General features: G+C 64.4%; 18 protein-coding genes and 2 tRNA genes. 12 read left to right on the top strand and 8 right to left on the bottom strand.

Annotated elements, in window-relative coordinates:
• The first annotated feature begins 118 nt into the window (after window positions 1-118).
• The 5 genes from ACN9M1_RS07095 to ACN9M1_RS07115 all read left to right on the top strand — a co-directional run bounded on the left by ACN9M1_RS07095 (window position 119) and on the right by ACN9M1_RS07115 (window position 3,323).
• A complete protein-coding gene (locus ACN9M1_RS07095; protein ID WP_426398509.1) occupies window positions 119-391 on the top strand; it encodes an HU family DNA-binding protein in 273 nt (90 codons plus the stop codon).
• Window positions 392-468: 77 nt separating this feature from the next.
• Window positions 469-544 (top strand) — tRNA-Val (locus ACN9M1_RS07100).
• Window positions 545-588: 44 nt separating this feature from the next.
• Window positions 589-665, top strand: a tRNA-Asp gene (locus tag ACN9M1_RS07105).
• Between the two features lie 92 nt (window positions 666-757).
• Window positions 758-1,318 (top strand): NADPH-dependent FMN reductase, encoded by a 561-nt coding sequence (locus ACN9M1_RS07110; protein ID WP_426398510.1) that lies wholly within the window; start codon window positions 758-760, stop codon window positions 1,316-1,318.
• Window positions 1,319-1,382: 64 nt separating this feature from the next.
• Window positions 1,383-3,323 (top strand): SurA N-terminal domain-containing protein, encoded by a 1,941-nt coding sequence (locus ACN9M1_RS07115; RefSeq protein ID WP_426398511.1) that lies wholly within the window; start codon window positions 1,383-1,385, stop codon window positions 3,321-3,323.
• A 77-nt stretch (window positions 3,324-3,400) separates the two neighbouring features.
• Here ACN9M1_RS07115 and lepB read toward each other — a convergent pair whose 3' ends face one another.
• Both lepB and ACN9M1_RS07125 read right to left on the bottom strand, forming a co-directional pair.
• Complete coding sequence (lepB, locus tag ACN9M1_RS07120) at window positions 3,401-4,093, bottom strand: signal peptidase I (RefSeq protein ID WP_426398512.1); 693 nt, start codon at window positions 4,091-4,093, stop codon at window positions 3,401-3,403.
• An 89-nt stretch (window positions 4,094-4,182) separates the two neighbouring features.
• Window positions 4,183-4,785 (bottom strand): arylesterase, encoded by a 603-nt coding sequence (locus ACN9M1_RS07125; RefSeq protein WP_426398821.1) that lies wholly within the window; start codon window positions 4,783-4,785, stop codon window positions 4,183-4,185.
• 73 nt (window positions 4,786-4,858) lie between these two features.
• Between ACN9M1_RS07125 and ACN9M1_RS07130 the strand changes: the two genes are divergently transcribed.
• Window positions 4,859-5,569, top strand: a complete 711-nt coding sequence (locus ACN9M1_RS07130; RefSeq protein WP_426398513.1) for an ABC transporter ATP-binding protein — start codon at window positions 4,859-4,861, stop codon at window positions 5,567-5,569.
• A gap of 16 nt (window positions 5,570-5,585) precedes the next feature.
• On the opposite strand, the gene pgi is transcribed toward ACN9M1_RS07130, so the two are convergent.
• Both pgi and ACN9M1_RS07140 read right to left on the bottom strand, forming a co-directional pair.
• Window positions 5,586-7,205: a glucose-6-phosphate isomerase gene (pgi, locus tag ACN9M1_RS07135; protein WP_426398514.1), complete on the bottom strand. Its 1,620-nt coding sequence runs from the start codon at window positions 7,203-7,205 to the stop codon at window positions 5,586-5,588.
• A gap of 70 nt (window positions 7,206-7,275) precedes the next feature.
• Window positions 7,276-8,871, bottom strand: a complete 1,596-nt coding sequence (locus ACN9M1_RS07140) for an NAD(P)H-hydrate dehydratase (RefSeq protein WP_426398515.1) — start codon at window positions 8,869-8,871, stop codon at window positions 7,276-7,278.
• Window positions 8,872-8,956: 85 nt separating this feature from the next.
• On the opposite strand from ACN9M1_RS07140, the gene ACN9M1_RS07145 reads away from it, so the two are divergent.
• The 5 genes from ACN9M1_RS07145 (at window position 8,957) to ACN9M1_RS07165 (ending at window position 19,753) form a co-directional block, all read left to right on the top strand.
• On the top strand, window positions 8,957-9,535 hold the full coding sequence (locus ACN9M1_RS07145; RefSeq protein ID WP_426398516.1) for a winged helix DNA-binding protein: 579 nt from the start codon (window positions 8,957-8,959) through the stop codon (window positions 9,533-9,535).
• 137 nt (window positions 9,536-9,672) lie between these two features.
• Window positions 9,673-13,773, top strand: coding sequence for a phosphoribosylformylglycinamidine synthase (gene purL / locus ACN9M1_RS07150; RefSeq protein WP_426398517.1), 4,101 nt, complete (start codon window positions 9,673-9,675; stop codon window positions 13,771-13,773).
• Between the two features lie 3 nt (window positions 13,774-13,776).
• Entirely contained in the window at window positions 13,777-14,469 is a 693-nt protein-coding gene (locus tag ACN9M1_RS07155) for a Pr6Pr family membrane protein (RefSeq protein WP_426398518.1), read from the top strand.
• A 328-nt stretch (window positions 14,470-14,797) separates the two neighbouring features.
• The gene (locus ACN9M1_RS07160) at window positions 14,798-18,619 is read left to right on the top strand and encodes an autotransporter domain-containing protein (protein WP_426398519.1); all 3,822 of its coding nucleotides are present in this window, start codon (window positions 14,798-14,800) and stop codon (window positions 18,617-18,619) included.
• A gap of 240 nt (window positions 18,620-18,859) precedes the next feature.
• Window positions 18,860-19,753: a transporter substrate-binding domain-containing protein gene (locus ACN9M1_RS07165; protein ID WP_426398520.1), complete on the top strand. Its 894-nt coding sequence runs from the start codon at window positions 18,860-18,862 to the stop codon at window positions 19,751-19,753.
• Between the two features lie 108 nt (window positions 19,754-19,861).
• Here the strand turns inward: ACN9M1_RS07165 and ACN9M1_RS07170 are convergent, their stop codons facing one another.
• From ACN9M1_RS07170 to ACN9M1_RS07180, 3 genes are all read right to left on the bottom strand, one after another.
• The gene (locus ACN9M1_RS07170) at window positions 19,862-21,100 is read right to left on the bottom strand and encodes a serine hydrolase domain-containing protein (protein WP_426398521.1); all 1,239 of its coding nucleotides are present in this window, start codon (window positions 21,098-21,100) and stop codon (window positions 19,862-19,864) included.
• Between the two features lie 104 nt (window positions 21,101-21,204).
• Complete coding sequence (locus ACN9M1_RS07175) at window positions 21,205-22,827, bottom strand: NAD(P)/FAD-dependent oxidoreductase (RefSeq protein WP_426398522.1); 1,623 nt, start codon at window positions 22,825-22,827, stop codon at window positions 21,205-21,207.
• Window positions 22,828-22,947: 120 nt separating this feature from the next.
• On the bottom strand, window positions 22,948-23,874 hold the full coding sequence (locus ACN9M1_RS07180; RefSeq protein ID WP_426398523.1) for a LysR family transcriptional regulator: 927 nt from the start codon (window positions 23,872-23,874) through the stop codon (window positions 22,948-22,950).
• Between the two features lie 127 nt (window positions 23,875-24,001).
• Between ACN9M1_RS07180 and ACN9M1_RS07185 the strand changes: the two genes are divergently transcribed.
• Complete coding sequence (locus ACN9M1_RS07185; RefSeq protein ID WP_426398524.1) at window positions 24,002-24,766, top strand: SDR family NAD(P)-dependent oxidoreductase; 765 nt, start codon at window positions 24,002-24,004, stop codon at window positions 24,764-24,766.
• A gap of 900 nt (window positions 24,767-25,666) precedes the next feature.
• On the opposite strand, the gene ACN9M1_RS07190 is transcribed toward ACN9M1_RS07185, so the two are convergent.
• Window positions 25,667-26,503, bottom strand: coding sequence for an ABC transporter permease (locus tag ACN9M1_RS07190; protein ID WP_426398525.1), 837 nt, complete (start codon window positions 26,501-26,503; stop codon window positions 25,667-25,669).
• Window position 26,504 lies beyond the last annotated feature (1 nt).

The raw sequence follows: 26,504 nt of genomic DNA on the forward strand, positions 1-26,504 counted from the left end.
CGGGCCCTTTTTCATTGCGCCATAGGCGGCGAGGTGTAGTCGGTTCTTCGCCTTGACACGTCGATAGGCGGCCACTTTAATGAATCCACACTAAGCGGGTGTTCGGGGAGGTGGCACGATGAACAAGACAGATCTCATCGACCATGTAGCGGCGCAGACAGACATGTCCAAAGCCGCAGCCGGGCGCGCAATCGACGCGCTGATCGACGGCATCAAAGACGCGCTGTGCGATGGCGGGTCGGTCACGCTGGTCGGCTTCGGCACGTTCCTGGTGGGGAAGCGATCGTCGCGTAACGGCCGCAATCCACGCACCGGAGCGACCATCACCATCGAAGGTGGCAAGGTTGCGAAATTCAAACCTGGCAAAGCGCTAAAAGATGCGCTAAACTAGCGGGCTTTGGTGCTCACGATTCGGGTGACAACGAATCGCAAGCGCCGGACAGTCCGGCTCACGCCGGCAGTACGAACGGGTGCTTAGCTCAGTTGGTAGAGCAGCGCCCTTACAAGGCGCGGGTCGGGAGTTCGAGCCTCTCAGCACCCACCATCGTTCGTATTGCCGCTCCTGCGTCGGGTGGTCCGATCCAATCTGGAGCGGTAGTTCAGTCGGTTAGAATACCGGCCTGTCACGCCGGGGGTCGCGGGTTCGAGTCCCGTCCGCTCCGCCAAAACACTGCAAAGGCCCGATTTGTTCGGGCCTTTGTCTTTTCTGCGGCTGATACGGCGTGCGCTTTTCGGAGGCACCCGTTAGGGCGAGGCAATGCAAACCATCAGAGTGTTGGCCATTTCTGGCAGCCTGCGTGCCGCGTCGGTCAATACCGCCGTGCTGACGGCTGCCGCTGCAGTGGCACCTGCCGGAATCGCCGTCATGCCGTTCGCGCGCCTCGGCGAATTTCCGCTGTTCAATCCCGATACCGAATATCCGCTCCCGCCCCCGGTGCAGGCGTTTCGAGAGCAACTCGTCGCAGTAGACGCCGTGTTGATTGCCAGCCCGGAATATGCGCATGGCGTGACAGGCGTGATCAAGAACGCGTTGGATTGGGTTGTTGGCTGCGAGGCCTTCGTCTACAAGCCGACGGCGGTGCTAAATGCATCGCCGCGCGCCATGCACGCCGATGCGGCGCTCAAAGAGACGCTGTCGGTCATGTCAGCGGACCTTGTGCCGGAGGCTTCAGTCACGCTGCCGGCGCTTGGCAGCAGGCTCGATGCGTCTGGTATTGCGCGCCATCCCGTGCTGGCGGCGACGTTGCGTGATGCGCTGGACGCGCTGCGGCAATACGTCCTGGATCGCCGGCACGAAATGAATCACGCGGTCGATTGACCGGGGTGATCGCCAGCCCTGATAGAATCAGCGGATTTTCCATCTCATCCTCACTCCGTTCAGCATGCTTGATTTCGTACGTACGCATCGGCGCTTGATGTTTCTGGTGCTGCTGATTCTGGTGTTCCCGTCGTTCGTGTTCTTTGGTGTGCAAAGTTATTCGAGCTTCATGGACAGCTCGCACGACGCGGCCAAGGTCGACGGCAAGGTCATCACCACCACCGAGGTCGACAATCGCGTGCGTGAGCAGACCGAGCGTCTGCGTCAGATGCTGGGCGCGCAATATGATCCGCGCCAGTTTGAAGGTCCGCAGCTGCGCCGTGACGTGCTGGACGGCATCATCAAACAGCGTGTACTGGCCAATGAAGTTGCGCGCGCAAATCTGAGCGTCTCGAACGACAAGGTTCGCGACACCATTCTGGAGATTCCGGCCGTGGCAGCGCTGCGCAAGCCGGATGGCTCGTTTGACCAGCAAGCCTATGTGCAACTGCTGGCCGCGCAAAACATGACCCCCGAGCAGTTGGAGGGCAATCTGCGTTTCGAGCTGGCCCAGCAGCAGATTCCGCAATCCATCGCCTCGACGGCTTTCGTGCCGAAGTCCCTGGTGGATCGTCTGATTCAGGCGCGTGACCAGCAGCGCGAAGTGCAGGCGCTGCTGTTCAAGCCCGCTGACTACGCCGCCAAGGTCAACGTCGACGACAAGGCTATCCAGGCTTACTACGACGCGCACCAGCAGGAATTCACGGTGCCGGAACAGGTCAAGGCCGAGTACGTCGTGTTTTCGGGCGAAGACATGATGAAGCAGATTCCGGTCACGCCCGAGCAGATCAAGGAGTACTACGACCAGAACGCTGCCCGCTTCAAGCTGGACGAGCAACGCCGTGCTGCACACATCCTGATCAAGCTGCCGGACAATGCCAAGCCGGCCGATAAGGATGCCGCCAAGAAAAAGGCCGCGGAAGTGCTGGCTGAAGTGCGCAAGAACCCTGCGAGCTTTGCTGATCTGGCGAAGAAGTACTCGGGTGATCCGGGTTCGGCCGCGCAGGGTGGTGAGCTCGGCTTCCTGAGCAAGGGCGCGACTGTGCCGCCGTTCGAAAACGCACTGTTTGCACTCAAGCAACCGGGCGACATCAGCGATGTGGTCGAAAGCGATTTCGGCTTCCACATCATCAAGCTGGAAGAAGTGAAGGGCGGCGGTGTGCAGCCGCTGGAAGCCGTCAAGCCGGAGCTTGAGCGCGAAGTGCGTACGCAATTGGCCAACAAGAAGTATTCGGAACTGGCGGATGCGTTTTCCAACACGGTGGAAGATCAGTCTGACAGCCTGAAGCCGGTGGCCGACAAGCTCAAGCTGCAAATCCAGACCGTTGACAACGTGACGCGCACGCCGACTCCCGCGCTGGCCAACAGCCCGATTGGCAACGACAAGGTGCTCAAGGCGCTGTTTGCCGACGACGTGATCAAGAAGCACCGCAACACGGCGGCGATCCAGGTTGGCCCGACCACGCTGGTGGCCGCGCGCGCGGCGGAGTACCGTCCCGCCACAGTCAAGAAGCTGGCCGATGTGCGCGAGCAGGTGAAGGCGAAGGTGATCGCCGAGCAGTCGGCTGCGCTGGCGAAGAAGGCTGGCGAAGAGAAGCTGGCTGCCGTGAAGCAGAGCAATAGCGCAGATGGCTTCAGTGCGGCACAGACGGTTTCGCGCCAACAGGCGCAGGGCACGCAGCCTGCTGCGCTGACGGCGATCCTGCGTGCCGATGCAAGCAAGCTGCCGACCACCATCGGTGTGGACCTGGGTGCGCAGGGTTATGCGCTGTATCGCATCAACAAGGTGCTGCCGCCGGCCAATGTGGATCAAGCCCGCCGCGCAGCCGATGCGCAGCAACTGTCGCAAGCTGCCGGCCAAGCGGATTTCAATGCCTACTACGACGCCCTGAAGGCGCGCTCGAAGGTGAAGGTCAACAGCAGCGTGATCGACAGTGCCAAGCCTGCCAATACGGCAGAAGACTGATCTCGACGCGCCGTAGTTAGCCTGACGAAAAAGCCCCCTCGCTGTGAGGGGGCTTCTTTTTTGGTGCTGGCTTTCGCTCAGTCCAGCGGCTTGCCGATGCGCGCAATGCGCGGCAGGTACCAGCGGTCCGGATCGAACGACAGCGCTACATGCGAAGCGCGGGCGATGAGGTTCGCGCGCGGGACGAGGCCGAAGTAGCGCGAATCCCGGCTGTTGTCGCGGTTGTCGCCGAGCATCAGGTAGTGGTCCTGTGGCACGGTGATCGGGCCGAAACTGCGCAACGCGCGCACTTCAGGCAAGACCATCACAGGATGGTTACGGCCGGGCAACGCTTCGGACCAGAGTTCATGCTGCAGCATGGCTGTGGCTTGCGGTAACCCACCAGGCGCGACATCCGGCAAAGGCGTATAGGCGATGCGCCGGTGGTTGAGATAGAGCGCTTCGCCTCGCATTTCGACCACATCACCGGGCAGGCCAATCAGGCGTTTCACCAGTTTTGTGCCGTCTTCCGGAGAAGAGAAGACGACGACATCCCCGCGTCGTGGCTCGTTGCCGCGTTTGAGCCAGACGGTGGTGGCGGGTATGCGTACGCCGTAAGCCAGCCGATTCATCAGGATGTAGTCGCCCTCGATGAGTGTCGGGTTCATCGAGCCGCTGGGCACGACGGACCAATCGGCGATGCAGGCGCGGAAGGCGAACAGCAACGACATGCCGACCAGGAATCGTTTGTTGTCGCGCGCTGCACGCAGTGCGCCTGTCAGAAGCTTCATGATGGTCCCCCGAGTGAAATGCGGCTCCAACACCCAGCGCAGCGCTGATACGTGATGCTTCTAGTGAGCAAGCTGGCGCGGGCGGGCCGTCAACCTCCGACCCGGCCCTTCAGCAGAGGTTCCAGCTTGGGCCAGACGTTATCCAGCATGGTGGGCTGCGCCTGGGCGATCGGATGGATGCGGTCTTCCTGAAACCACTCCGCGCGCTGCACCACCCCGTCGAGCAGGAAGGGCACCAGCGGCAGCTTGTACCGCTGCGCGAGCTTGCTGAACATGGCGAAGAAGCGCTCGCTGTAATCGGGCCCGTAGTTGGGCGGAATGCGCATGCCCACCAGCAGCACCTTCGCGCCCGCCGCTTGCGAAGCTTCAATCATGGCCTTCAGATTGGCCTCGCTCGACGCCAGCGACAGGCCGCGCAGCGCATCGTTGGCGCCCAGTTCCAGGATCACGACGGCAGGCTTCTCGCGCGCCAGTACTGCGGGCAGCCGCGAGCGCCCGCCGGCCGTGGTGTCGCCGCTGATGCTAGCATTGGCAACGCTATAATCGGGCTTCTGTTCTTTGAGGCGCTTGTCGAGCAGCGCGACCCAGCCGGTGCCCTGCGCGAGGCCATATCCCGCGGACAAGCTGTCGCCCAGCACCACCACGCGATGCGATGCCGGCGCGGCCTGTGCTGCTGTCTGTGCCATCGACATGCCGAACACTGCGCAGCCGACCGCTGCAGCCAGTGCCTGGATGAAGCGCCTCTTCCTACCTACCTGTCCAATCATGTCGTCTTCCGCTACCTGGGTGATTGAAGTCGATTCGCTGCACAAGACCGTGCGCGATGCCACCGGCGAGTTGCCTATTCTGAGCGATGTTGCCTTCCGCGTGGAAGCGGGTGAGACGCTGGCTATCGTCGGCGCATCGGGGTCGGGCAAGTCCACGCTGCTCGGGTTGCTCGCTGGGCTGGATCTGCCGACGTCGGGCTCGGTCAAGTTGCTGGGGAATGATCTGTTCAAGCTCGATGAGGACGGCCGCGCCGCTGTGCGCGGAAGCCATGTCGGCTTCGTATTCCAATCGTTCCAGCTATTGCCACATCTGACGGCGCTCGAGAACGTGATGTTGCCGCTGGAGCTGCGCGGCGATGTTGGTGCCGCCGAGATGCGTCGCCGTGCCACGGCATTGCTGGAGCGCGTCGGCTTGGGCGCGCGGCTGTCGCACTATCCGAAGACGCTGTCGGGCGGCGAGCAGCAGCGCGTGGCGTTGGCCCGGGCGTTCGTGACCGAGCCCGACATCCTCTTTGCCGATGAACCGACCGGCAGTCTGGACACCGCCACCGGCGAGGCGGTCATCGCGTTGATGTTCGAACTCAATCGGAGTGCCGGCTCCACGCTGGTGTTGGTGACGCACGATCGATCCGTTGCCGCGCGTTGCAGCCGCATCCTGACCATCGAAGCGGGGCACCTGGTCGGCGACGAAACCGTCACCGAACTTTGAGTGCCTCGTTGAGTACCTAGAGCGCGGCCTTTGCGCGGCGGATCAGCGCCGCCGTGGATGCATCGTGCGCCACAGAGGCGGGCGCGCCTTCCAGCTCGGCCTGGATCGGCTTGGCGAGCTTCTTGCCAAGCTCCACGCCCCACTGATCGAACGAGTTGATGTTCCACACCGCGCCTTGCACGAAGGTGCGGTGTTCCGCGCAGGCGATCAGTGCACCGAATGACGCGGCGTCGAGTCGCTCCATCAGGATGGTCGTGCTCGGGCGATTGCCCTCGAACACCATGTGCGGCACCAGCGCTTCGTCGGTGATGCCGCCCGCGCGCACCTCATCTGCAGTGCGGCCAAGTAGCAGTGCCTCGCCCTGCGCAAAGCAGTTGGCGAGCAGCTTGGCGTGATGGCCGGGCAGGCTACGCACGGGCTCCAGCGTGGTGATGAAATCCACCGGCACAATCTGCGAGCCTTGGTGGATCAACTGGAAATACGCGTGCTGGCCATTGGTGCCGGCCGTGCCCCAGACGATGGGGCCGGTGTCGGTATCGATGGTGGCGCCGGTGCGCTGGACGGATTTGCCATTGCTCTCCATCTCCAGTTGCTGCATGAAATCCGTCAGCAGTTCCAGCGGCGCGCAGTACGGCACGGTGCAGGCGCTTGCCGCGTCGAAGAAGCCGCGATACCAGACCGACAGCATCCCGAGAATGAGCGGCAGGTTCTCGCGCGGCGCGGCTGTGGCGAAGTGGCGGTCCATTGCGCGCGCGCCATCCAGCATCGCTTCAAACTGCTGCGGCCCGATCGCCAGCACGATCGACAGCCCCACGGCCGACCACAGCGAGAAGCGCCCGCCAACCCAATCCCAGAACGTGAACATGTTGTCCGGATCGATGCCGAACTGGACAACGGCCTCACGGTTGGTGGAGACAGCGACGAAGTGCTGCTTGAGCTGCGCTTCCGCCACGCCATGCTCGACAAACCAGCGGCGCATGCTGTGCGCGTTGGCCATCGTTTCCAGCGTGGTGAACGTCTTGGAGCAGACGATGGCGAGGGTGGTGTCCGGATTCAGGTGGTCGAGCGTTTCGGCCAGGTCCGTGCCGTCGACGTTGGAGACAAAATGCACGCGCACCTGCGGCACTGCCAGGTGTTCCAGCGCACGGCACACCATGCGCGGGCCGAGATCCGAGCCGCCAATGCCGATGTTCACCACATCCGTGATGCGCTGACCGGAGTGGCCGGTCCAGGCACCGCTATGCACGCGGTTGGCGAAGTCGCGCATTTGGGCGCGCACGCGCAAGACCTCCGGCATGACCGGTTCGCCGTCGGCGCGGAAGTCGTCTTCTGCATGGCCGCGCAGGGCCGTGTGCAGGACGGAGCGGTGCTCGGTGTTGTTGATGCGGTCGCCGCGCAGCATGGCGTCGCGCAGCGCGAGTACGCCGGCTTCATCGGCCAGTTGCAACAGCAGAGCCAACGTCTCGGGGGTGATGCGGTTTTTCGAGTAGTCGACCGTCAGGCCTGCGGCTTCCAGCGTGAAGGCGCGCACCCGCTCCTCGGCGTCCGGCGCGGCAAACCAATCGCGCATATGCGCCGAGCGAATCGATTCTGCATGTTGCGTCAGGGACTGCCAGGCGGGGAGGGCGATGGGCATACGGCGTGATGGGGGATGAGTCGACGTAGGAAAACGAATGCGCAGTATAACGGCGCGATATGGCGGTTTTCTATCGGCGAGTTTCTGACGCGAGCAACGCATTGAGTGCGCGCCGCGCGGGCGCGCACAGTTCCCCGGCATGCAGGCCGATGGGGCCTTCACCCATCTGGACGAGGTTGTCTGCCGCGCGGCCGTGCAGCCACACGGCGGCCAGTGCGGCTTCCCGCGGCGGCATGCTTTGCGCAAGCAGCGCACCGATCATGCCGGTCAGTACATCGCCGGTGCCGCCGGTGGCGAGCCCACCGTTACCGGTGGGGTTGATGGCGGGGGGCATGCCGGGCGCCGCGATGATCGTGCCCGAGCCCTTGAGCACCACGACCGCACCGGTCCGGTTGACGAGCGCCTTGGCTGCGGCCAGCCGATCGTGCTGTACGTTGCGCGCATCGATGTGCAGCAGACGCGCGGCTTCCAGTGGATGCGGCGTCAGCACGAACGGCACGCCGCTGCCCGCCAACTGAGTGAGGCGCGCAAGCAGCGCGGGCACCTTCGCAAAGAGGTTGAGCGCATCGGCGTCGAACACGGCGGGCGTGCGGCTCGACAGCATGCGATCCAGCAGATGCTCGAGCGCGGCTTCCGACTCCTGGCCGGTGCCCATGCCGGGGCCGACCGCCAGCGCTTGCATGTCGCCAGCGTTGAGCGCGCCCCACGTGTGCAGCATCAGTTCGGGCTGAACGGCATCGACGCGTGGCGTATCGGCGGCAAGCGACACCACGTGCACCTTGCCCGCACCCAGGTACAGCGCCCCGCGCGCCGACAGCAGCGGCGCCCCCACCATGCCCGGCGCGCCGCCGATGACCGCCACGCTGCCGTAGGTGCCCTTGTGTCCGTTATGGCGCCGGCGCGGCACGTGCCCGAGCCAGCGGGCCGGTGTATTGATAAGCGCATCTGCCTCGATCACGCCATCGTACGCAGGCTGCGCGGCCTGCAAGTCAGCCAACGCGATATCGCCCGCAGCATCGCGTCCGTTGCCGGTCAGCAAGCCGGGCTTCAAGGCAAGAAACGTGATCGTGGCGCGCGCCTGGATCACGGGCGACTCCGGCGCGGGTGGCTGGCCGGTGTCGCCGTTCAGCCCCGAAGGGATGTCAAGCGCATACACCGGCAAGCCGCTGGCGTTGAGCGTGTCGACCAATGCCGCATGCAACCCAGTCAATGGCCGCGCGAGCCCGATGCCGAATAGCCCATCGACGATGGCGGTGGCCGCAGGCGGCACCGAGGCGGGGGTATGCAGGACTTCCATGGGGACATTCGCAGCGCTGGCCTCAGTCCAGGCGCGACGGGCATCGTCGGGCAGCTTGGCCGGGTCGGCGGCGAGCCATACGGTGACGGCGCGGCCGGCCAGATGCAGCACGGTTGCGGCGACGAGGGCGTCTCCACCGTTATTGCCGGGGCCAGCGACGAACAGCAGGTGCCCATGTGGCGCGCGCGTCTGCAGCCAATCCGCAGCAGCCTCGCCGGCGCGGGCCATCAAGGTAAAAGGTTCGAGCGAACGGTAGGCGGCAGCTTCCAGCGCGCGGATGCCTGCCGTGCCGAATAGCAGATCGGCGCCGTGGTGCGCGGCGAGGGCACCGTCGATCAGAATTTCACGCCAGGAGGAGTGTGCAGACATGGCGACTACGGAGAAACCGGAACAGACATGACGATCTATTCTCTTACAATAGCCCGCGTTCCCGGTCCCTTCCTAGCCCGTTGCAATGTCCAAGTCGCCGAACACTCCGAAAGCTGATCTGCCGCAATCTGCAGCCAATGAGGCGGGGAAGGCGGGAAGCCCCGGCGGGCCGATCGTGTCGTCGTCGCATCTGGTGTCGGCGCGCAGCCCTGAGTTGTCGGAGTTCGAGTTTGCGCTGAATACGGCCTACAACGCCTACAACCGCTGGTGCGTGCGCTGCATGGCGGCTGCCGGTGTGCGTGACCTGACCTTCCTCGATGTGCTGGTCGTGCATCACGTCAACCACCGGGGTCGCGCCAAGCGGCTGGCCGACATCTGCTTTGTGCTGAACGTAGAAGATACCCACCTTGTCACGTATTCCCTCAAGAAGCTGCAGGGGATGGAGCTGGTGGAAGGCACGCGCAACGGCAAGGAAGTCACCTACACCACCACCCCGGCCGGCGAAAAGGCCTGCGCCCGCTACCGCGAGATCCGCGAGCAGTGCCTGACCAGCAATATTTCGCCCAGCGGTGAAGAAAATGCCGAGATTGGCGAGCTGGCGCGCCTGCTGCGCGTGCTGACGGGGCTGTACGAACAAGCCGCGCGCTCGGCAACTTCGCTGTAAAACGCCTGTTTCAGCCTCGGCAAGCGCATTTCCAGGCGCTTTGAGGCTCGGTAAGACGGGCTGGGCAAGGTACAATAGCGGTTTCCCCGCGCACGCCGGGGAGTCTCCTCTTCCAGCTACTGCCTGCCTTGCCCACCATGGCGCATTTCTCGTGCTTTCCCGGCGCTCTCGCGCTGTCCGCCTTCCGTCAGCAACGCCTGCTTTCCACCCTCAAGAGCATCGATCCCGATATCGAAGCCGTCAGCGCTCAATACCTGCACTTTGTTGCAGCCGACACGCCGCTGTCGGCCGATGAATCCGCTCGTGTGCAGGCGCTTCTGACCTACGGCTCGCCCGCGCCCGCTGAGGTTGAAGGCGACCGCTTCGTGGTCATCCCGCGCTTCGGCACGATCTCGCCGTGGGCCAGCAAGGCGACGGAAATTGCCCGCCACTGCGCGCTACCGCAGATCCACCGCATCGAGCGCGGTGTGGAATTCACCGTTACGTGCAAGAAGGGCCTGATCCGCAGCCTGACCGGTGCGGCCAAGCACCTGGATGACGCCACCCGCGCCGCCGTGGCCGAGCACCTGCACGACCGCATGACCGAAGTGGTGATCGACTCGCGCGAAGCCGGCTACGGCCTGTTCGACGTGCTGCCAGCCAAGTCGCTGCGCTTTGTCGATATTGCCGGTGGCCATGATGCTGGTCGTCGTGCGCTTGAAGCTGCCAACGTCGAAATGGGTCTGGCCCTGTCCGATGACGAGATCGACTACCTCGTCGACGCCTACCGCAAGCTCGAACGCAACCCGACCGACGTCGAGCTGATGATGTTCGCGCAGGCCAACAGCGAGCACTGCCGCCACAAGATCTTCAACGCCGACTGGACCATCGACGGCGAGACGCAAGACAAATCGCTCTTCGCGATGATCCGCAACACGCACCAGCTCGCGCCGCAGGGCACGATCGTGGCGTATTCGGACAACGCCGCCGTGATGGAAGGCGGCATGGCCGAGCGCTGGTTCCCGCACGCGGGCACCGAAGGTCAGACGGGTGTGCCGCAATACGGCCGCCGCGAAGCGCTCACGCACACGCTGATGAAGGTGGAGACGCACAACCACCCGACGGCCATTTCGCCGTTCCCGGGTGCGTCGACTGGCGCAGGCGGTGAAATCCGCGACGAAGGCGCAACCGGCCGTGGAGCCAAGCCCAAGGCGGGCCTGACCGGCTTCACCGTGTCGAACCTGCTGCTGCCGGACGCCGAACAATCGTGGGAAAACGCCCGCGATACGGCCCAGCCCGTGGCACACCGCAATCCCGACGAGGCTGCAGCCGGCCCCATCGGCAAGCCCGAGCGCATCGCTTCGCCGCTGCAGATCATGATCGAAGGCCCGATCGGCGGCGCCGCGTTCAACAACGAATTCGGGCGGCCCAACCTGGGTGGCTATTTCCGCGTCTACGAGCAGAACGTGGGCGGCACCGTGCGCGGCTATCACAAGCCGATCATGATCGCCGGCGGCATCGGCAACATCGACGCCGGCCACACGCACAAGCACGGCCTGCCGGCCGGCACGCTGCTGATTGCACTGGGCGGCCCCGGCATGCGCATCGGCATGGGCGGCGGTGCTGCCAGCTCGATGGCCACCGGCACCAACACCGCCGATCTGGACTTCGACTCCGTCCAGCGCGGCAATCCCGAAATGCAGCGCCGCGCGCAGGAAGTCATCAACGCGTGCTGGGCGCTGGGCGCAGACAACCCCATCCTGTCGATTCACGACGTGGGCGCGGGCGGCATCTCCAACGCCTTCCCGGAAATCGTCGACGGCGCGGAAAAGGGCGCACGCTTCGACCTGCGTCAGGTACATCTGGAAGAGTCGGGCCTGAGCCCTGCAGAAATCTGGTGCAACGAATCGCAAGAGCGCTACACGCTGGCGATCGCCCCGGGCGATTTCCCGCGTTTCCAGGCCATGTGCGAGCGCGAGCGCGCACCGTTCTCGGTGGTGGGTTTCGCCACGGATGAACAGCAACTGCAAGTGGTTGACAGCGACGCCGCAGCGGACGCCGCCGAGCACTTCCCGGTCAACATGCCGATGGACGTGCTGCTCGGCAAGCCGCCGCGCATGCACCGCGACGTGCGCCGCGTGGCGCAGGAACTGCCGGAAGTCGATGTCACTGGCCTGGATCTGGAAGTCGTCGCACGCGATGTGCTGCGTCATCCGACGGTGGCCAGCAAGTCGTTCCTCATCACCATCGGCGACCGCACCGTCGGCGGCCTGAACACGCGCGACCAGATGGTCGGCCCGTGGCAAGTGCCGGTGGCTGACGTGGCCGTCACCACGCTCGACTACAAGGGCTACACGGGTGAGGCGATGACGATGGGCGAGCGCACGCCGCTGGCCGTCATCAACGCACCGGCATCGGGCCGTATGGCCATCGGTGAATCCATCACCAACATCGCCGCCGCATCGATCGACTCGCTCACGCAACTCAAGCTGTCGGCCAACTGGATGGCGGCCTGCGGCGTGAACGGCGAAGACGCCCGCCTGTACGACACCGTGAAGGCCGTCGGCATGGAGCTGTGCCCGGCGCTGGGCATCAGCATTCCGGTGGGCAAGGATTCGTTGTCGATGCGCACCAAGTGGGAAGACGAGGGTGCCGCCAAGGAAGTCGTGGCGCCGGTGTCGCTCATCGTCTCGGCTTTCGCGCCCGTGACGGACGTGCGCAAGACGCTCACGCCGCAACTCAAGCAAGTCGAATCGACCAATGCACCGGCCGACACGACGCTGATCCTCATCGACCTGGGGCGCGGCAAGAACCGTATGGGCGGCAGCATCCTGGCGCAGGTCACGCAGCAGATCGGCAACAGCGTGCCGGACGTGGACGACGCCGAAGACCTCAAGCGCTTCTTCGCCGCCATCCAGCAACTGAATGCTAGCGGTTCGCTGCTCGCCTACCACGACCGCTCCGACGGCGGCCTGTGGGCGACCGTCTGCGAAATGGCCTTCGCCGGCCACTGCGGCGTGTCGATCAACGTCGACATGCTCACGCTGGACGATGCGGCCGACCACGGCGACGCCAAGAACTGGGCGCAGCAAGTCTCCGGCCGCCGTGCCGATCTGACGCTGCGCGCACTGTTCTCCGAAGAACTCGGCGCCGTCATTCAAGTGCCACTGGCTCAGCGCGATGCGGTGTTCGCGGTGCTGCGCGAGCACGGCCTGGCCGGCTGCAGCCACGTCATCGGCGCACCGAACGCCAACGGCCACATCGAAATCTGGCGCGACGCCAAGAGGGTCTTCAGCGCCTCGCGCATCGAGTTGCAACGCACCTGGACGGACGTCTCCTGGCGCATCGCCAGCCTGCGCGACAACCCCGAGTGCACGCAGAGCGAATACGACATCCTGCTGGATGCCGAAGACCCGGGCATCTCGCCCAAGCTCACGTTCGACAATGCGGAAGACGTGGCTGCGCCGTTCATCGCCACGGGCGCTCGCCCGCGCATGGCGATCCTGCGTGAGCAGGGCGTGAACTCGCAGATCGAAATGGCCTACGCGATGGACAAGGCCGGCTTCGACACCTACGACGTCCACATGAGCGACTTGCTGGCCGGCCGCACGAATCTGGCCGGCTTCAAGGGCTTCGTCGCATGCGGCGGGTTCAGCTACGGCGACGTGCTCGGCGCCGGCGAAGGCTGGGCGAAGACGATCCTCTTCAACAGCATGCTGGCCGAGCAGTTCGCGGCGTTCTTCAACCGCACCGACTCGATCGCGCTGGGCGTGTGCAATGGCTGCCAGATGATGGCGAACCTCGCCCCGATCATCCCGGGCGCCGGCGCATGGCCGAAATTCACGCGCAACCAGTCGGAGCAGTACGAAGGCCGTCTGGTGACCGTGCAGGTGGAAGCCTCCCCGTCGATCTTCTACGCGGGCATGGAAGGCAGCCGCATCCCCATCGTCGTCGCGCACGGCGAGGGCTATGCCGACTTCTCACAGCAAGGCGACATCAGCAAGGTGGCCGTCGGCCTGCGTTATGTCGACAACCGCGGCGAAGTCACGCAGACGTACCCGCTGAACCCGAACGGCTCGCCGCAGGGCATTGCCTCGGTGACGACGCACGACGGTCGATTCACTGCGCTGATGCCGCACCCGGAACGCGTGTTCCGCGCGGTGCAGATGAGCTGGCATCCGAAGGAATGGGAAGCCGCCGGCGACGGCAGCAGCCCGTGGATGCGCATGTTCCGCAACGCACGTAAGTGGATGGGTTGATGCGTGGCTGAGTTGTCCACTGCATCACCGATGCGGCCGGCACGGGCGTGGCACGCCCTGTTGGCCGCCGTCATTGTCGTTGCACTGATCGTGCAGCTCAGCGTGACCATCAGCGGTGTGGGTAGCCAGGTCTCGCTTGCCACGCGACTTGTCCGGTTGTTCAGCTATTTCACCATCCAAAGCAACCTCCTGGTTGCGGCGGCGGCCATCTCTCTCGTGCTGGACCCTGCGCGCGATGGCAAATGGTGGCGCGTACTCAGGCTGGATGGTTTGCTCGGCATCGCGACGACGGGACTGGTGTTTCACATCGTGCTGGCGCCGATCTCGAAGGCCACGGGGTTGGCGCTTTTGGCCTCAAACGGCTTTCACTACGTCTCGCCATGGATGGCGCTGGTCGGCTGGCTGCTGTTTGGCCCCCGGCCGCGCATCGGGTGGTCGACCGTGGTGCTGTCGCTGATCTGGCCGGCGGCGTGGCTTGCGTACACCTTTGTGCACGGCGCGTTGAGTGGGTGGTATCCCTATCCGTTCTTGAATGTGGCGAAGATCGGCTATCCGGCTGCGCTGACGAACACAGCGGCAGTGCTTGCTGGGGCGTGTCTCGTCGTCCTGGTGTTCAAGGCGGTAGACCGCTGGGCGCCCGCGCCGTTGCTGTTGATGCGCGCGCGCAAGGCGGGTGGGACGTCTGCGACAGCGTGAACCCGAGGCTCGCTTCGGTAACGGTGGTGGCGCCGTGCCTGGGGTCCAGGTTACCTACCCAGCAGAAAGGGTGAAGCAGAAAAATGAAGCGCGCCGTGGCAACTCGGCGCGCTTTTTTGTTGGCGGACAGGGTGAAAGGACCAGGGACAATTTTCATGGTCCGGTGCTATATTTCGCGCGCATGCGCCGGCACTTATTAGCCTGAACAATGATCGTCTGCCGTTGGCGCAACTCAGAAAGACAACACATAGCGGGTCAGCGCCACAACCGGTCTTGCCTCTGAACACGACCCGCGTTGGCGCATGGGTCTGCGCACGAGGGGATCAACATGAACCGGGTCTATCGGCTGGTTTGGAGCCGCAGCTTGCGCGCTCCGCAAGTGGCATCCGAACTGACAAAGGCGCCGCACGGGGGTGTTGACGCTAGCCGCGACACGACGCACGTGCGTCGGCGCCCATCCATCATTTCGATCGGCGTATTGCTCGGTTTGGCCGGTGCGGCCCTCCCGGGCTGGGCAGTCACGTGCTCTCCGACCACGATTGCAAACTGCAGCGCCGCTGGCGGCAACGGCATCCCTGATCGCAGCGGCAACGGCGGCAGCGGCAATGGCGGTGGCGGCGGTTCGTCCACCTTGGGCGGAGGCTCATCCACCGTCCAGGTCCCGGGTGGGCCGACTTCAGGCGGGACGGGCGGGACCGGCGCCACGAACGACAGCGGGCAGGGCGGCCCGGGAGGCTCGGCCGCTGTCGTGCTCGCAGGCGATGCCGTGGTCAACGCGAATGCGCAAGGCGGGGCCGGCCAAGCGTTTGACGGATTCAACTTTGCAGGCGGCGCGGGCGGCGGCGGTGCGGGTGTGTATTCCACCGGCACCAGCGTCACGGTCAACAACGGGGTGACGGTGCAGGGTGGCAACGGCGGCAACGGGGGCGCCGGCACATCGGGGCCGGCCTCCAACGGCGGCGGTGGCGGGGGCGGTGGTGCGGCGTTCGTCATGGTGACGCCGGCTGCTGATGTGAACAACCAGGGCACCCTGGTCGGCGGCAATGGTGGCAATGGCGGTGGCGGCGGTAACCCAGGCGGTGGTGGAGGCGGTGGAGATGGGTTGCTGAGCCTGGGATCCGGCTCGCAGATCACCAACATTGGGACGATCGTAGGCGGCATCGGCGGCGCCAGCGGTGGGGGCGGCAGCACGGCCGGCACCAGCGGCGCGGGTGTCAACTTGGCCAGCGGATTCAACGTGCTCTCGAACGTGGGGACGATTACTGGCGGTGCGGGCAACGGCGGTGCCGCTGGCGCGGGTGTCATTGCCAATGGCGATGTCATCGTCAATGGCGGCACCATCAGCGGCGGGCTGTTCAGCGACGGCGTAACGCGTGCGGCAGCCATCCGGTTCAATGGGACGAACAACACGCTGCAACTGCTGACAGGGTCCAACCTCATCGGCAACCTCGACGTGGCAGCGGGGGCGGCGGCCAAGATCACGGCCGGCAGCGCAGGGCTCTCGCTGTCCAACAACGTCACGCTGGGCGATGCCACGTCGCGCGTCACGCTCGATTCGACCACGACGAACCTCGTGGTGTCAGGCGTCATTTCGGGCGCGGGCAGCGTGGGCGTCAGCGGCAGTCGAACGATCACGCTCACGGGCAACAACACCTATACGGGCGACACCACGATCACCACCGGCACGCTGCAGATCGGCAACGGTGGCACCACAGGCGCGGTCGCGGGCAATATCGTTAACAACGGGACGCTCGCCTTCAACCACAGCGACGCGGTGACGTACGCCGGCAACATCAGCGGCACGGGCAGCCTGGTGCAAGCAGGTACCGGCACGCTGACGATTTCCAGCAATGCCGCCTACGCGGGTAGCACCACGATCAACGCCGGCACGCTCGCGTTGGCAGGGGCCGGCAGCCTTGCTGCGTCCAGCGGCATCGTGAACAACGGCGCGTTCGACATCTCCGGAACGACCTCGGGTGCCACGGTGAATGCGCTGACCGGTACGGGGACTGTCGCCCTGGGTGGCCAGACGCTGACGCTCGCCAATGCTGCCGGTACATTCAGCGGTGCCATCGGTGGTACGGGCGGGCTGACGGTCGCCGGTGGCACGCAAACACTGTCCGGCGTCAACGCATTTACCGGCGCGACGACGATCAACGCCGGGACACTCGCACTGTCGGGTGCCGGCACGGTTGCCGCTTCCAGCGGTGTGGTCAACAACGGCACCTTCGATATCTCTGGGACAACCTCCGGCGCCACCATCAACGCACTGACGGGCACCGGCACCGTTGCGCTCGGCAGCCGAACGCTGACGGTGGCCAATGCCAGCGGCATCTTCAGCGGTGCCATTGCCGGCACGGGCGGGCTCACGCTCAACGGCGGCACGCAAACGCTGTCGGGCGTGAACACGTACACGGGGGCGACCACCATCAGCGCGGGCACGCTGGCGTTGTCAGGGGCGAACAGCATTGCGGCATCCAGCGGCGTCACGCTGGCGGCAGAGGGGGCGGCCCTCGATGTGGTGGCCGGTAACCAGACGGTGACGCATCTTTCCGGTGTGGCGGGCAGCCGCCTGACGCTTGGCGCCGGCACCGCGCTCACACTGGCCGATAGCTCGTCCCAAACCTTCAGCGGCAGCCTGACCGGCAGCGGCGTGCTCACCAAGCAAGGCACCGGCACGCTCACGCTCAATGGGGTCAGCTCCGCATTCACCGGGACGACCACCGTGGCGGGCGGCACCCTTGCCGTGGGCGATGCGGCCAATGCCAGTGCGGTACTGGGCGGCAACGTGCTGGTGAGTGCGCAAGGCACGTTACGCGGCCATGGCACCGTATTGGGCGACGTGAGCAGCAGCGGCGTGGTCGCGCCCGGCGGCTCCATCGGAACACTGGCCGTGGCCGGCAACTACACGCAGGCGCCTGGCGCGATGCTGTCGATCGAGGTCAGCCCGACGCAGGCGTCGCAATTGCGTGTGGGCGGCGCCGCAGCGCTGGGCGGCACGCTGGCCGTGGTATTCGACCCCGGCACCTACACCGCGCGCCGCTACACCGTACTGAGCGCCGCCAACGGCATCACGGGCCGCTTTGCCAACGTCAGCACGGCGACAGCGGGGGCCAACCTGGGTACCTTGCAATCCTCGGTGGACTACAGAGCCAACGCGGTCGACCTGTTGCTTGCCGATCCGTCCACGCCGGGGGTACCCATCGGCACGACGGTGGTGGCGCCAACAAAAACCTCCATCTATACGGCGCTGGGCACGACCGCGCTGCTACAGGCCCAGGACGCCAACGCCGCGCTGCTTGCCCGCGTCGCCAATCCGCAAGACAACCTGGCGGGCGCCAAGGATGTGTGGATTACCGCAACGGGCTCCAGCACCAACGTGGGTGGCACCAGCAGCGCGCCGGGCTTTCTCACCCACGCCTACGGTTTCCTTGCCGGTGCCGAAGGGCGCCTGGGGCGCGCTATGGTGGGCGCAGCCGGGGGCTACACCCACACCACACTGGGCGAAGACGGTACGGGTTCGTCAGGCGCCATCGATACCGTACGCGTGGCCCTTTACGGCACGCAGCCGATGGGCGCCATCCATCTGTCGGGCACGGTGGGGTATGGCCTCAACTTCTTCTCGCAGAAGCGGCCCTTTGGCAGTGTGGGCACCGCCGAAGGCGACCACCTCGCGCATACGTTCACCGCCGCCACGCAGGCGAGCTTGCCCATGGACACCGGCGGCTTCCGGCTCGCACCGCACGTTGGGCTGCGCTACGCCTACGTGCGCGGCAGCGGCTTCGGCGAGACCGGCGCCAACGGCCAGAACCTGCAAGTCGGCCCCGACAGCGCGCGCAGCCTCCAGCCCTATGTGGGCATCACGCTCGACAAGGCGTTCGGCGAGGTTCGCCCCGTCAACGTGCAACTTCGTGCCGGCTATGCGCACGAAGTACTGAGCGCGGGCCGCGTCGTTCAGGTGCAAAGCCAGGATGGCACCGTGTTCGCGGCCCCGGGCACCGATCTGCCGCGCTCGTTCCTGACCACCGGCGCCAGCATCACGCTTCAGGCCACCAAGGCGACCACCGTGTCTGTGGGCGTCGATGCCGTCATCAACACGAGCCATGTGTCGGCCCAGTCCGGCTACGTGCGGGTCAATCATCGGTTCTGAGGGCGGCAGCGCGGAGATGTGCATGCGCTGATCCGTCTGCTGTATCCACCAACGCAAAACGCGCCGGGGCGACTCGGCGCGTTTTTTTTTGGGGCGTTCCGTCGGTGTGCGGTGCAGCGCTTTGCGCCCAATTGACTTGGCTCAATGGCGGGATTGGCCGAGCGCCTAGATTCGTTTCAGGGGCCTGTGGCGGTCATCAGACCGGCAGAACAAGCGGGGCACATCCAAGGAGACCAAGAAATGAAGACGATTCGCACACTTGCCTCTGCGCTCATCGTGATGGGTCTACCGGTTGCTGCGGCAGACATCCACGCGCAGACGCTCGAAAAAATCGCTGCGGCAGACAAGATCACCGTTGGGTACCGTGAGTCGGCCGTCCCATTCAGCTATCTGCTTGGCTCGCACAAGGCGGTTGGGTTCTCCGTTGACCTCACGCAAGCCATCGTCGACGACGTGCGCAACCAGTTGAGGAAGCCTTCTCTCAACGTCGACTACATCCCTGTCACGGGGCAAAACCGGATTCCACTCCTGGTCAACGGCACGTACGACCTGGAGTGCGGCTCCACCACCAATACCAGCGCACGCGGCAAGGACGTGGCGTTCTCCATCAACTTCTTCTATGCCGGCACGCGCCTGCTCACCAAACGCGATTCGGGTATCAAGAACTACCCGGACCTGGCGAGCAAGACCGTCGCCAGCACAGCGGGCAGCACAAACGAAAAGGTGCTGAAGAAGTTTGCCGTCGACCACAACATCGATATGCAGATTGTCTTTGGCAAAGACTATGCGGAGGCGCTGCAGCTTGTTGAAACGGGTCGTGCCTCGGCATTGGCGTTAGACGACGTGCTGCTCTATGGCCTGCGCGCCAACTCGGCGAACCCGGCCGCGCTCGAAGTCGTGGCGGAAACCTTGCAGGTCGAGCCCTACGCCTGCATGGTCCGCAAGGACGACCCCACCTTCAAGCGGCTCGTGGATGGAACCATCACACGGCTCATGAAATCTGGCGAGTTCACCGCGCTGTACAAGAAGTGGTTCGAGTCGCCCATCCCACCGGCGGGTGCAAACCTCAGCATGCCGATGAGCGATGCGCTACGCACCAACCTGAAGAGGCGCAGCGACAAGCCGGCGCAATAACCAGGCGATGTGGCCCGGCCAGGGCCACCGTGCCATCGGCTGCCCGAGGCCCATTCAGCGTCGTACCTTGGGTGCCGAGACGGCCTCGCTGTTCTTAGGCGGCGCGGTTTAGCGACCGAACTTCTCCACGACACCGCGCCACAGCGCCTCCCGCTCTGCGCCCAAGTGGGCGCCGCTCGCATCGCCCGCCGCGTCCTGCCCCACCGCCAGATGGACCATGGTGAGCCTGGATTGCGGGTCGACGTAGATCGCCTGTCCATGGATGCCGAGCAGCACGAACCGCCGTGCTTCTCCCGGCAGAAGCCAGACCTGGAACCCGTAGCCGTAGTAGCGATTGCCGTGATAGACCATCTGCCCTGGGCGAAACGGCTCGGGCTGGCGCGATGCGTCGGTCATGTCCAACAGGAACGCGCGCGGCACGACTTGCTGGCCTTGCACCGCGCCGTCGTTGGCCAGCATGGACCCGAGGCGCGCGTAGTTCCGAGCCGTCGCATTGAAGCCGCCTTGTGCAAACGCGGATCCGTCGGATTCACGCAGGAGGTAGGTCGCCTTGGCTTGTGCTCCCATCGGCTTCCATAGCTTCTCGTCAACGAAATCGCACAGGCTGCGCCGCGTCGCCGCTTGCAGCACCAGCGCCAACACTTCGGTTTGCGCGCCCGCATAGTTGAAACGCGTGCCTGGCGCATCGGCGCGCTCATTGACCTGGGCGGCTGCCGCGAGCACGCCTTGCTTGGCTGCCGTCTTGAGAAAGCGCGCCCGGTCGTCGGTGGGGGTGTAGTCCTCGACGTACTTGGCGCCGGAGGCCATGCGCAGAAGATCGACGATGCGCGTTTCACCGTACAGCGTGCCCGCCAGCCCGGGCACGTATTGGTCAACGCGGTCGTCCAGCGAACGCAGGTTTCCGTCCTCCAGCGCCTTGCCGATTGCCAGTGCTACCAGCGTCTTGGCCATCGAGTTGGACAGCATGCGCATGTCTTGCGTGCGGTCGTAGCCGTAATGCTCCGCCAGGATGACGCCGTCTTGAACAATCAGCACGGCAGTCGCGCGCTGATGCTCCATGTAATCCGCAAGCGTGTAGTCATGGTTGCGGAAGCGATACCGGACATCCGCCTCCTGTTCTGCGATCTTGAATGGCGCCGGTTTGTCGGCCGGCGCAAGTTCGCAAGACGGCGAGATACGGTCCATGCCGCTGAAGGCCCCCACGATGTATTGGGCCTCGTGGATGCGTGCCGCGCTTGGCGCAAGCGGATAGCCCTGCGGCTTGCCGAGCCGATCTTCATCGGGCGAGGCGATGGCGACGCTACAGGCGAGTAGCGCGCACATGGCACCGTGTTGGAGAGCTTTCATGATGGGGCGGCCGAAAATCCGGCAGCACGTCCAGATTTGCTGGCTTCAGGAAACTGCGCATTCGCGTCGTGCGGCGGCTCACCAGCCGCCTTCACTCCCACACATCAGGACGCGTGCGTCGATGTCAGATTGAGTGCCACCGCTTGCGCCACTTCGATACCGTCGATGGCCGCCGAGTAGATCCCACCGGCATACCCGGCACCTTCGCCAGCCGGATACAGACCTTCGACGTTCATGCTTTGGTAATTGTCTTTGCGTCGAATCCGCAGCGGTGACGAAGTGCGCGTCTCCACGCCGGTGAGCACGGCATCGTGCAGCGCGAAGCCTGCGATCTTCTTATCGATCTGGGGGAGTGCTTCACGGATGGCTTCGATCACGTAGTCCGGGAGCGCCGTGCTGAGATCGGTGGGGTGCACGCCCGGCTTGTACGACGGTATGACGGAGCCAAGCGACGTCGACGGCCGGCCGGCGATGAAATCGCCAACCAGTTGACCGGGCGCCTGGTAGTTGCCGCCGCCGAGTTCGAATGCCCGCTCTTCCCATTTACGCTGGAACGCGATGCCTGCCAGTGGCCCGCCGGGATAGTCTTCCGGCGTGATGCCGACGACGATGCCCGCATTCGCGTTGCGCTCGGCGCGGGAATACTGGCTCATGCCATTGGTGACCACGCGGCCCGGTTCAGAGGTCGCCGCCACCACCGTGCCGCCTGGGCACATGCAAAAGCTGTAGACCGCCCGTCCATTGCTGCAGTGGTGGACCACCTTGTAGTCGGCCGCGCCGAGTTCCTTGTGGCCCGCAAACTTGCCGAAGCGGGCGCGATCGATCAGCCCCTGCGGATGTTCGATGCGAAAACCCAGTGAAAACGGCTTGGCTTCCATATACACACCGCGATCGTGCAGCATCTGGAACGTGTCGCGCGCGCTGTGGCCAACGGCCAGCACGACGTGGTCGCACCGCAGCGTTTCACCGTTCGAGAGCTTGAGCGAGCGCACCTTGCCCTGATCAATCTCGATATCGTCAACCCGGGTTTCGAAACGCACTTCGCCACCCAGTTCGTGGATGGCGGCGCGCATTTTTTCCACCATGCTGACGAGGCGGAACGTGCCGATGTGCGGTCGGCTCAGATACAGGATGTCTTCCGGCGCGCCCGCCTTGACGAATTCCTCGAGCACCTTGCGGCCGTAGTGGTGCGGATCCTTGATCTGGCTGTACAGCTTGCCGTCAGAAAACGTCCCCGCGCCGCCTTCGCCGAACTGCACGTTGGATTCCGGGTTGAGTACGCTCTTGCGCCACAGCCCAAAGGTGTCCTTGGTGCGCTCGCGCACGGCCTTGCCACGTTCGAGGATGATGGGGCGGAATCCCATCTGCGCGAGGATCAGTCCTGCGAACAGACCGCACGGCCCCATGCCGATCACCACCGGACGCGGGCGCGTCGTGTGCTCGGGTGCCTGCGCAACAAAGCGGTAGGTCATGTCCGGCGTCACCCCGCAATGCGGCTTGCCGGCGATCCGCTTGAGCACCGCCGCCTCGTCCTTGACTTCGACGTCGACGATGTAGGTCAGCTTGATATCCGAGCGCTTGCGTGCATCGTGGGCACGGCGGAATACGGTGTAACGGACGAGCCCGTCTGCCGCAACGCCGAGATCCTTGAGGCGCGCGCGAACTGCGGCTTCAAGATCGTCTTCGGCATGGTCCAGAGGGAGTTTGACTTCGCTTAAACGTAACATGGGTGCTGAGTGCGGTTGCCACGGGAATCGCGGCGAAGCCGTATTTTATAGGTTCAGCGGCGTCTCAAATGGAAAGGAGCTGGCCTGTTCGATTTCTTCGATTCTTCGACGCGCGACTTCCTACGAACCCGACGGCCGCGCCTCCAAATACGGCCCCAGCAACTCTCCCATCCAATGCATGAACACCTGCACCCGCACCGGCAGATTTCTCCGGTTTGGATACACAAACGACACCGGCATCGGTGGCGGGCGCAGGTTGGGCATCACCTCCACCAGCGTGCCATCCGCAATGGCCGATGACAGTCCCGCATACACGGGCGCCTGAATCATCCCCAGCCCGGCTCGGCACGCCGCGTCATAGCTCTCCGCCGAGCTGACTGTTACCGCACCTTTCATCGGCCGAAACGCCGAGCGGCCATCCACCGCGTATTCCCATCCCGGCGATTTGGTGCCCAGCGTCTGCACGTAATGGACGATGCGATGGTGGTCGAGGTCTTCCAGCGTCGTCGGCATGCCATAGCGCGCGATGTACGCGGGGCTCGCGCAGTTGACCTGATGCAGTTGGCCGAGCGGGCGGGCGATCAGGCTGCTGTCGGTGAGGGCGCCGATACGCAGCACGCAGTCGAAGCCTTCGCGCACGGGGTCGACACGGCGGTCGGTGCTGGAGAGTTCGATCTCCAGATCGGGGTGCGCCTCCAGAAAGCCGGGCAGGGCAGGGATGACGATGCGGCGTGCCACGCCCACCGGCATGTCGACACGCAACCGGCCGCGCAGCGCCTGCGGGCTCTGGCGGAACATGGTCTGCAGCTCGTCCATATCGGCCAGCAGATCCTGGCAGCGCTCGTAGAAGGCCTGGCCGTCTTGCGTGAGCTGCACCTTGCGCGTGGTCCGGTGCAGCAGGCGCGTGCCCAGCATCGTCTCAAGCTGCTGCACCGCCACCGAGGCGGCCGGTTTGGGGATGCTCAAGGCCTCCGCCGCACGCGTAAAGCTGGCAAGTTCAGCCACGCGCACAAAGATCTGCATGGCTTCGAGTTGGTTGGTGGACATGGCGGGGGTGCGGTGATTGTTATCTGTGAGCAAACACAGCAATAGGATAGGCGAGATTTATTCTTGTTTTGTCGCCCAATACCATGCTCTCACGGTGTTTGACACCCCTAACCGAACGGAGAGCAAGATGACCCAATCCCACACCCCCATCGCCATCGTGACCGGCGGCAGCCGCGGCCTCGGCAAGAACATGGTGCAGAAGCTGGCCCAACGCGGCACCGACGTGATTTTCACGTACCGCAGCAACCGCGCAGATGCCGATGCGCTGGTGGCCGAGCTGACCGCTCAGGGCCGCCGCGCCGCCGCCCTGCAACTCGACACCGGCAAGATCGCCACCTTCCCGGCCTTTGCGGATGCCGTGCGCAGTGTGCTGGCGCAGTGGAAGGCCGAGCGCTTTGACTACCTCGTCAACAACGCCGGCGTTGGCGCGCATGCCAGCGTGGCCGAAACCACTGAAGCCCAGTTCGACGAACTGATGAACGTGCACTTCAAGGGCGTGTTTTTCCTCACGCAGATCCTGCTGCCGCTGATGGCCGACGGCGGGCGCATCGTCAATATCTCGTCGGGGCTCGCGCGCTTTGCGCTGCCGGGCTACGGCGCGTATGCGGCCATGAAGGGCGCGGTAGAGGTACTGACGCGCTATCTGGCGAAGGAGCTCGGCCCGCGCGGCATTGCCGTCAACGTAGTCGCACCGGGCGCCATCGAGACCGACTTCGGCGGCGGCGCCGTGCGGGACAACGCTGATCTCAACGCCATGGTGGCCGCCAATACGGCGCTGGGGCGTGCAGGCCTGCCGGATGACATCGGCGGTGTCGTCGCCTCGCTGCTGTCGCCGGATAACCGGTGGATCAACGCGCAGCGCATTGAGGCTTCGGGTGGGATGTTCCTCTGAGCGGGATAACTCCCAGCGCGTGGTGTTCGGAACCCCGACGGCCGGGTTCGGAACTCCACGCACCGAGAAAAAAGCTCCACACGTCGAGCTCTGAACTCGGCACGTCGAGAAAAAAGCTCCGCGTGCCGAGTTCCGAGCTCGGCATGCCGAGAAAAATGCTCGACTTGTCGAGTTATGAACTTGAAGCGCCGAGAAAAATGCTCCGCGTGTCGGGATCTGAGCTCGGTGTGTCGAGAAAAAAGGTCGACACGTCGAGTTCTGGACTCGGCGTACCGAGAAAATTGCTCCGTGCGTCGAGTTCTGAACTGGAGGCGCCGGGGCTTGATGCTTGGCGCAGGGGCTCATCCCCTGTTTCACCCCCTGCCGGGGGCAACTTACTTTCTTTGTCTTGCCAAAGAAAGTAAGCAAAGAAAGGCGCGCCCGAGATGGCGACCCATCCCTTGAATTTTCGTAACCGTGCGGAGACGGGGAAAACTCGCTGCGCTCAAACAGTTCCCCGTCTTTTTTCCGCCCGCTTACGAAAATTCAAGGCGCCATCAAGGGCAGGAACGTCAAAGGCCAAACCAACAGACCGCGAGCGACAGCAGTCAAAATAAGCGGCGCTGCGTGCCTGCAAGGAAGACGAAGTCGCGCCCGTGCAAAAGATGGTTTGCTTTCCCTTGCCCTATGCGGCGCCTTGGATTTTTGTTGCAAGGAGGAAAAAGGAAGGAGCCTTGTCTGAGCGCAGCGAGTTTGGCTCCTTCCCCTCCTTGCGACACAAATCCAAGGAGGGGGTGGCCGCATCGGGCGCGCCTTTCTTTGCTTACTTTCTTTGGCAAGACAAAGAAAGTGAGTCAGCCCCGGCAGGGGATGAAACAAGGGATGCACCAGCAACGCTAGCGCATGGCGAAGGACAAACAGTCAGGCAATCGCCTTAGCCGCAGCCCGCCCCCGCAGCCATTCAAACGTCAGCAGCAGGCAGGTGGAAAACACGATGAGGATCGTCGCCAGCGCAGCAATCGTCGGCGAGATGTTCTCGCGAATCCCGGTAAACATCTGACGCGGCAGCGTGACCTGGTCCGCCCCGGCGAGGAAGAGCGTGACCACCACCTCATCAAACGACGTAGCAAAGGCAAACAGCGCACCTGAAATCACGCCGGGGGCAATCACCGGCAGGGTGATGCGGAAGAACGTCATCACAGGGTTCGCCCCCAGCGAAAGACTCGCCCGCACCAGGTTGTGATTGAAGCCCTGTAGCGTCGCCAACACCGTCGTCACCACAAACGGCACGCCCAGCGCTGCATGCGCGAGGATCAGGCCGATATACGTATTCGCCAGCCCCAGCGGCGCGAAGAACAGATACATGCCGACACCGACCACGACCACCGGCACGATCATCGGCGACACCAGCACGGCCATCAACAGCCCCTTGCCACGGAAGTCCGCCTTGTTCAGCCCGATGGCGGCCAGCGTGCCAAGCACCGTTGCCACGATGGTGGCGGCCGGCGCGACGATGAAGCTGTTCTTGGCCGCCATGCGCCATTCGTCGGACGTGACGAGGTTCTGATACCAGCGCAGCGAATAACTCGGGATCGGGTACGAGAGGAACGTGCTCGACGAGAACGACAGCGGCACGATCACCAGCACCGGCAACACGAGGTACAGCAGCGTCAGCACGGCCAGGCCGCGCAGCGCGAAGTACCAGATGCGCTCGATGAGCGAGGTGTGCGGGGCGAACATCGGTTTGGTGAGTTTCATG

The organism is Ralstonia sp. R-29, assembly GCF_049913345.1.
Lineage (GTDB): Bacteria > Pseudomonadota > Gammaproteobacteria > Burkholderiales > Burkholderiaceae > Ralstonia.

What these genes read in the sequence shown, in the direction of transcription:
- ACN9M1_RS07095 (WP_426398509.1), top strand. Translation starts at nt 119, where the DNA reads ATGAACAAGACAGATCTCATCGACCATGTAGCGGCGCAGACAGACATG.
- ACN9M1_RS07110 (WP_426398510.1), top strand. Translation starts at nt 758, where the DNA reads ATGCAAACCATCAGAGTGTTGGCCATTTCTGGCAGCCTGCGTGCCGCG.
- ACN9M1_RS07115 (WP_426398511.1), top strand. Translation starts at nt 1,383, where the DNA reads ATGCTTGATTTCGTACGTACGCATCGGCGCTTGATGTTTCTGGTGCTG.
- lepB (WP_426398512.1), bottom strand. Translation starts at nt 4,093, where the DNA reads ATGAAGCTTCTGACAGGCGCACTGCGTGCAGCGCGCGACAACAAACGA.
- ACN9M1_RS07125 (WP_426398821.1), bottom strand. Translation starts at nt 4,785, where the DNA reads ATGTCGATGGCACAGACAGCAGCACAGGCCGCGCCGGCATCGCATCGC.
- ACN9M1_RS07130 (WP_426398513.1), top strand. Translation starts at nt 4,859, where the DNA reads ATGTCGTCTTCCGCTACCTGGGTGATTGAAGTCGATTCGCTGCACAAG.
- pgi (WP_426398514.1), bottom strand. Translation starts at nt 7,205, where the DNA reads ATGCCCATCGCCCTCCCCGCCTGGCAGTCCCTGACGCAACATGCAGAA.
- ACN9M1_RS07140 (WP_426398515.1), bottom strand. Translation starts at nt 8,871, where the DNA reads ATGTCTGCACACTCCTCCTGGCGTGAAATTCTGATCGACGGTGCCCTC.
- ACN9M1_RS07145 (WP_426398516.1), top strand. Translation starts at nt 8,957, where the DNA reads ATGTCCAAGTCGCCGAACACTCCGAAAGCTGATCTGCCGCAATCTGCA.
- purL (WP_426398517.1), top strand. Translation starts at nt 9,673, where the DNA reads ATGGCGCATTTCTCGTGCTTTCCCGGCGCTCTCGCGCTGTCCGCCTTC.
- ACN9M1_RS07160 (WP_426398519.1), top strand. Translation starts at nt 14,798, where the DNA reads ATGAACCGGGTCTATCGGCTGGTTTGGAGCCGCAGCTTGCGCGCTCCG.
- ACN9M1_RS07165 (WP_426398520.1), top strand. Translation starts at nt 18,860, where the DNA reads ATGAAGACGATTCGCACACTTGCCTCTGCGCTCATCGTGATGGGTCTA.
- ACN9M1_RS07170 (WP_426398521.1), bottom strand. Translation starts at nt 21,100, where the DNA reads ATGAAAGCTCTCCAACACGGTGCCATGTGCGCGCTACTCGCCTGTAGC.
- ACN9M1_RS07175 (WP_426398522.1), bottom strand. Translation starts at nt 22,827, where the DNA reads ATGTTACGTTTAAGCGAAGTCAAACTCCCTCTGGACCATGCCGAAGAC.
- ACN9M1_RS07180 (WP_426398523.1), bottom strand. Translation starts at nt 23,874, where the DNA reads ATGTCCACCAACCAACTCGAAGCCATGCAGATCTTTGTGCGCGTGGCT.
- ACN9M1_RS07185 (WP_426398524.1), top strand. Translation starts at nt 24,002, where the DNA reads ATGACCCAATCCCACACCCCCATCGCCATCGTGACCGGCGGCAGCCGC.
- ACN9M1_RS07190 (WP_426398525.1), bottom strand. Translation starts at nt 26,503, where the DNA reads ATGAAACTCACCAAACCGATGTTCGCCCCGCACACCTCGCTCATCGAG.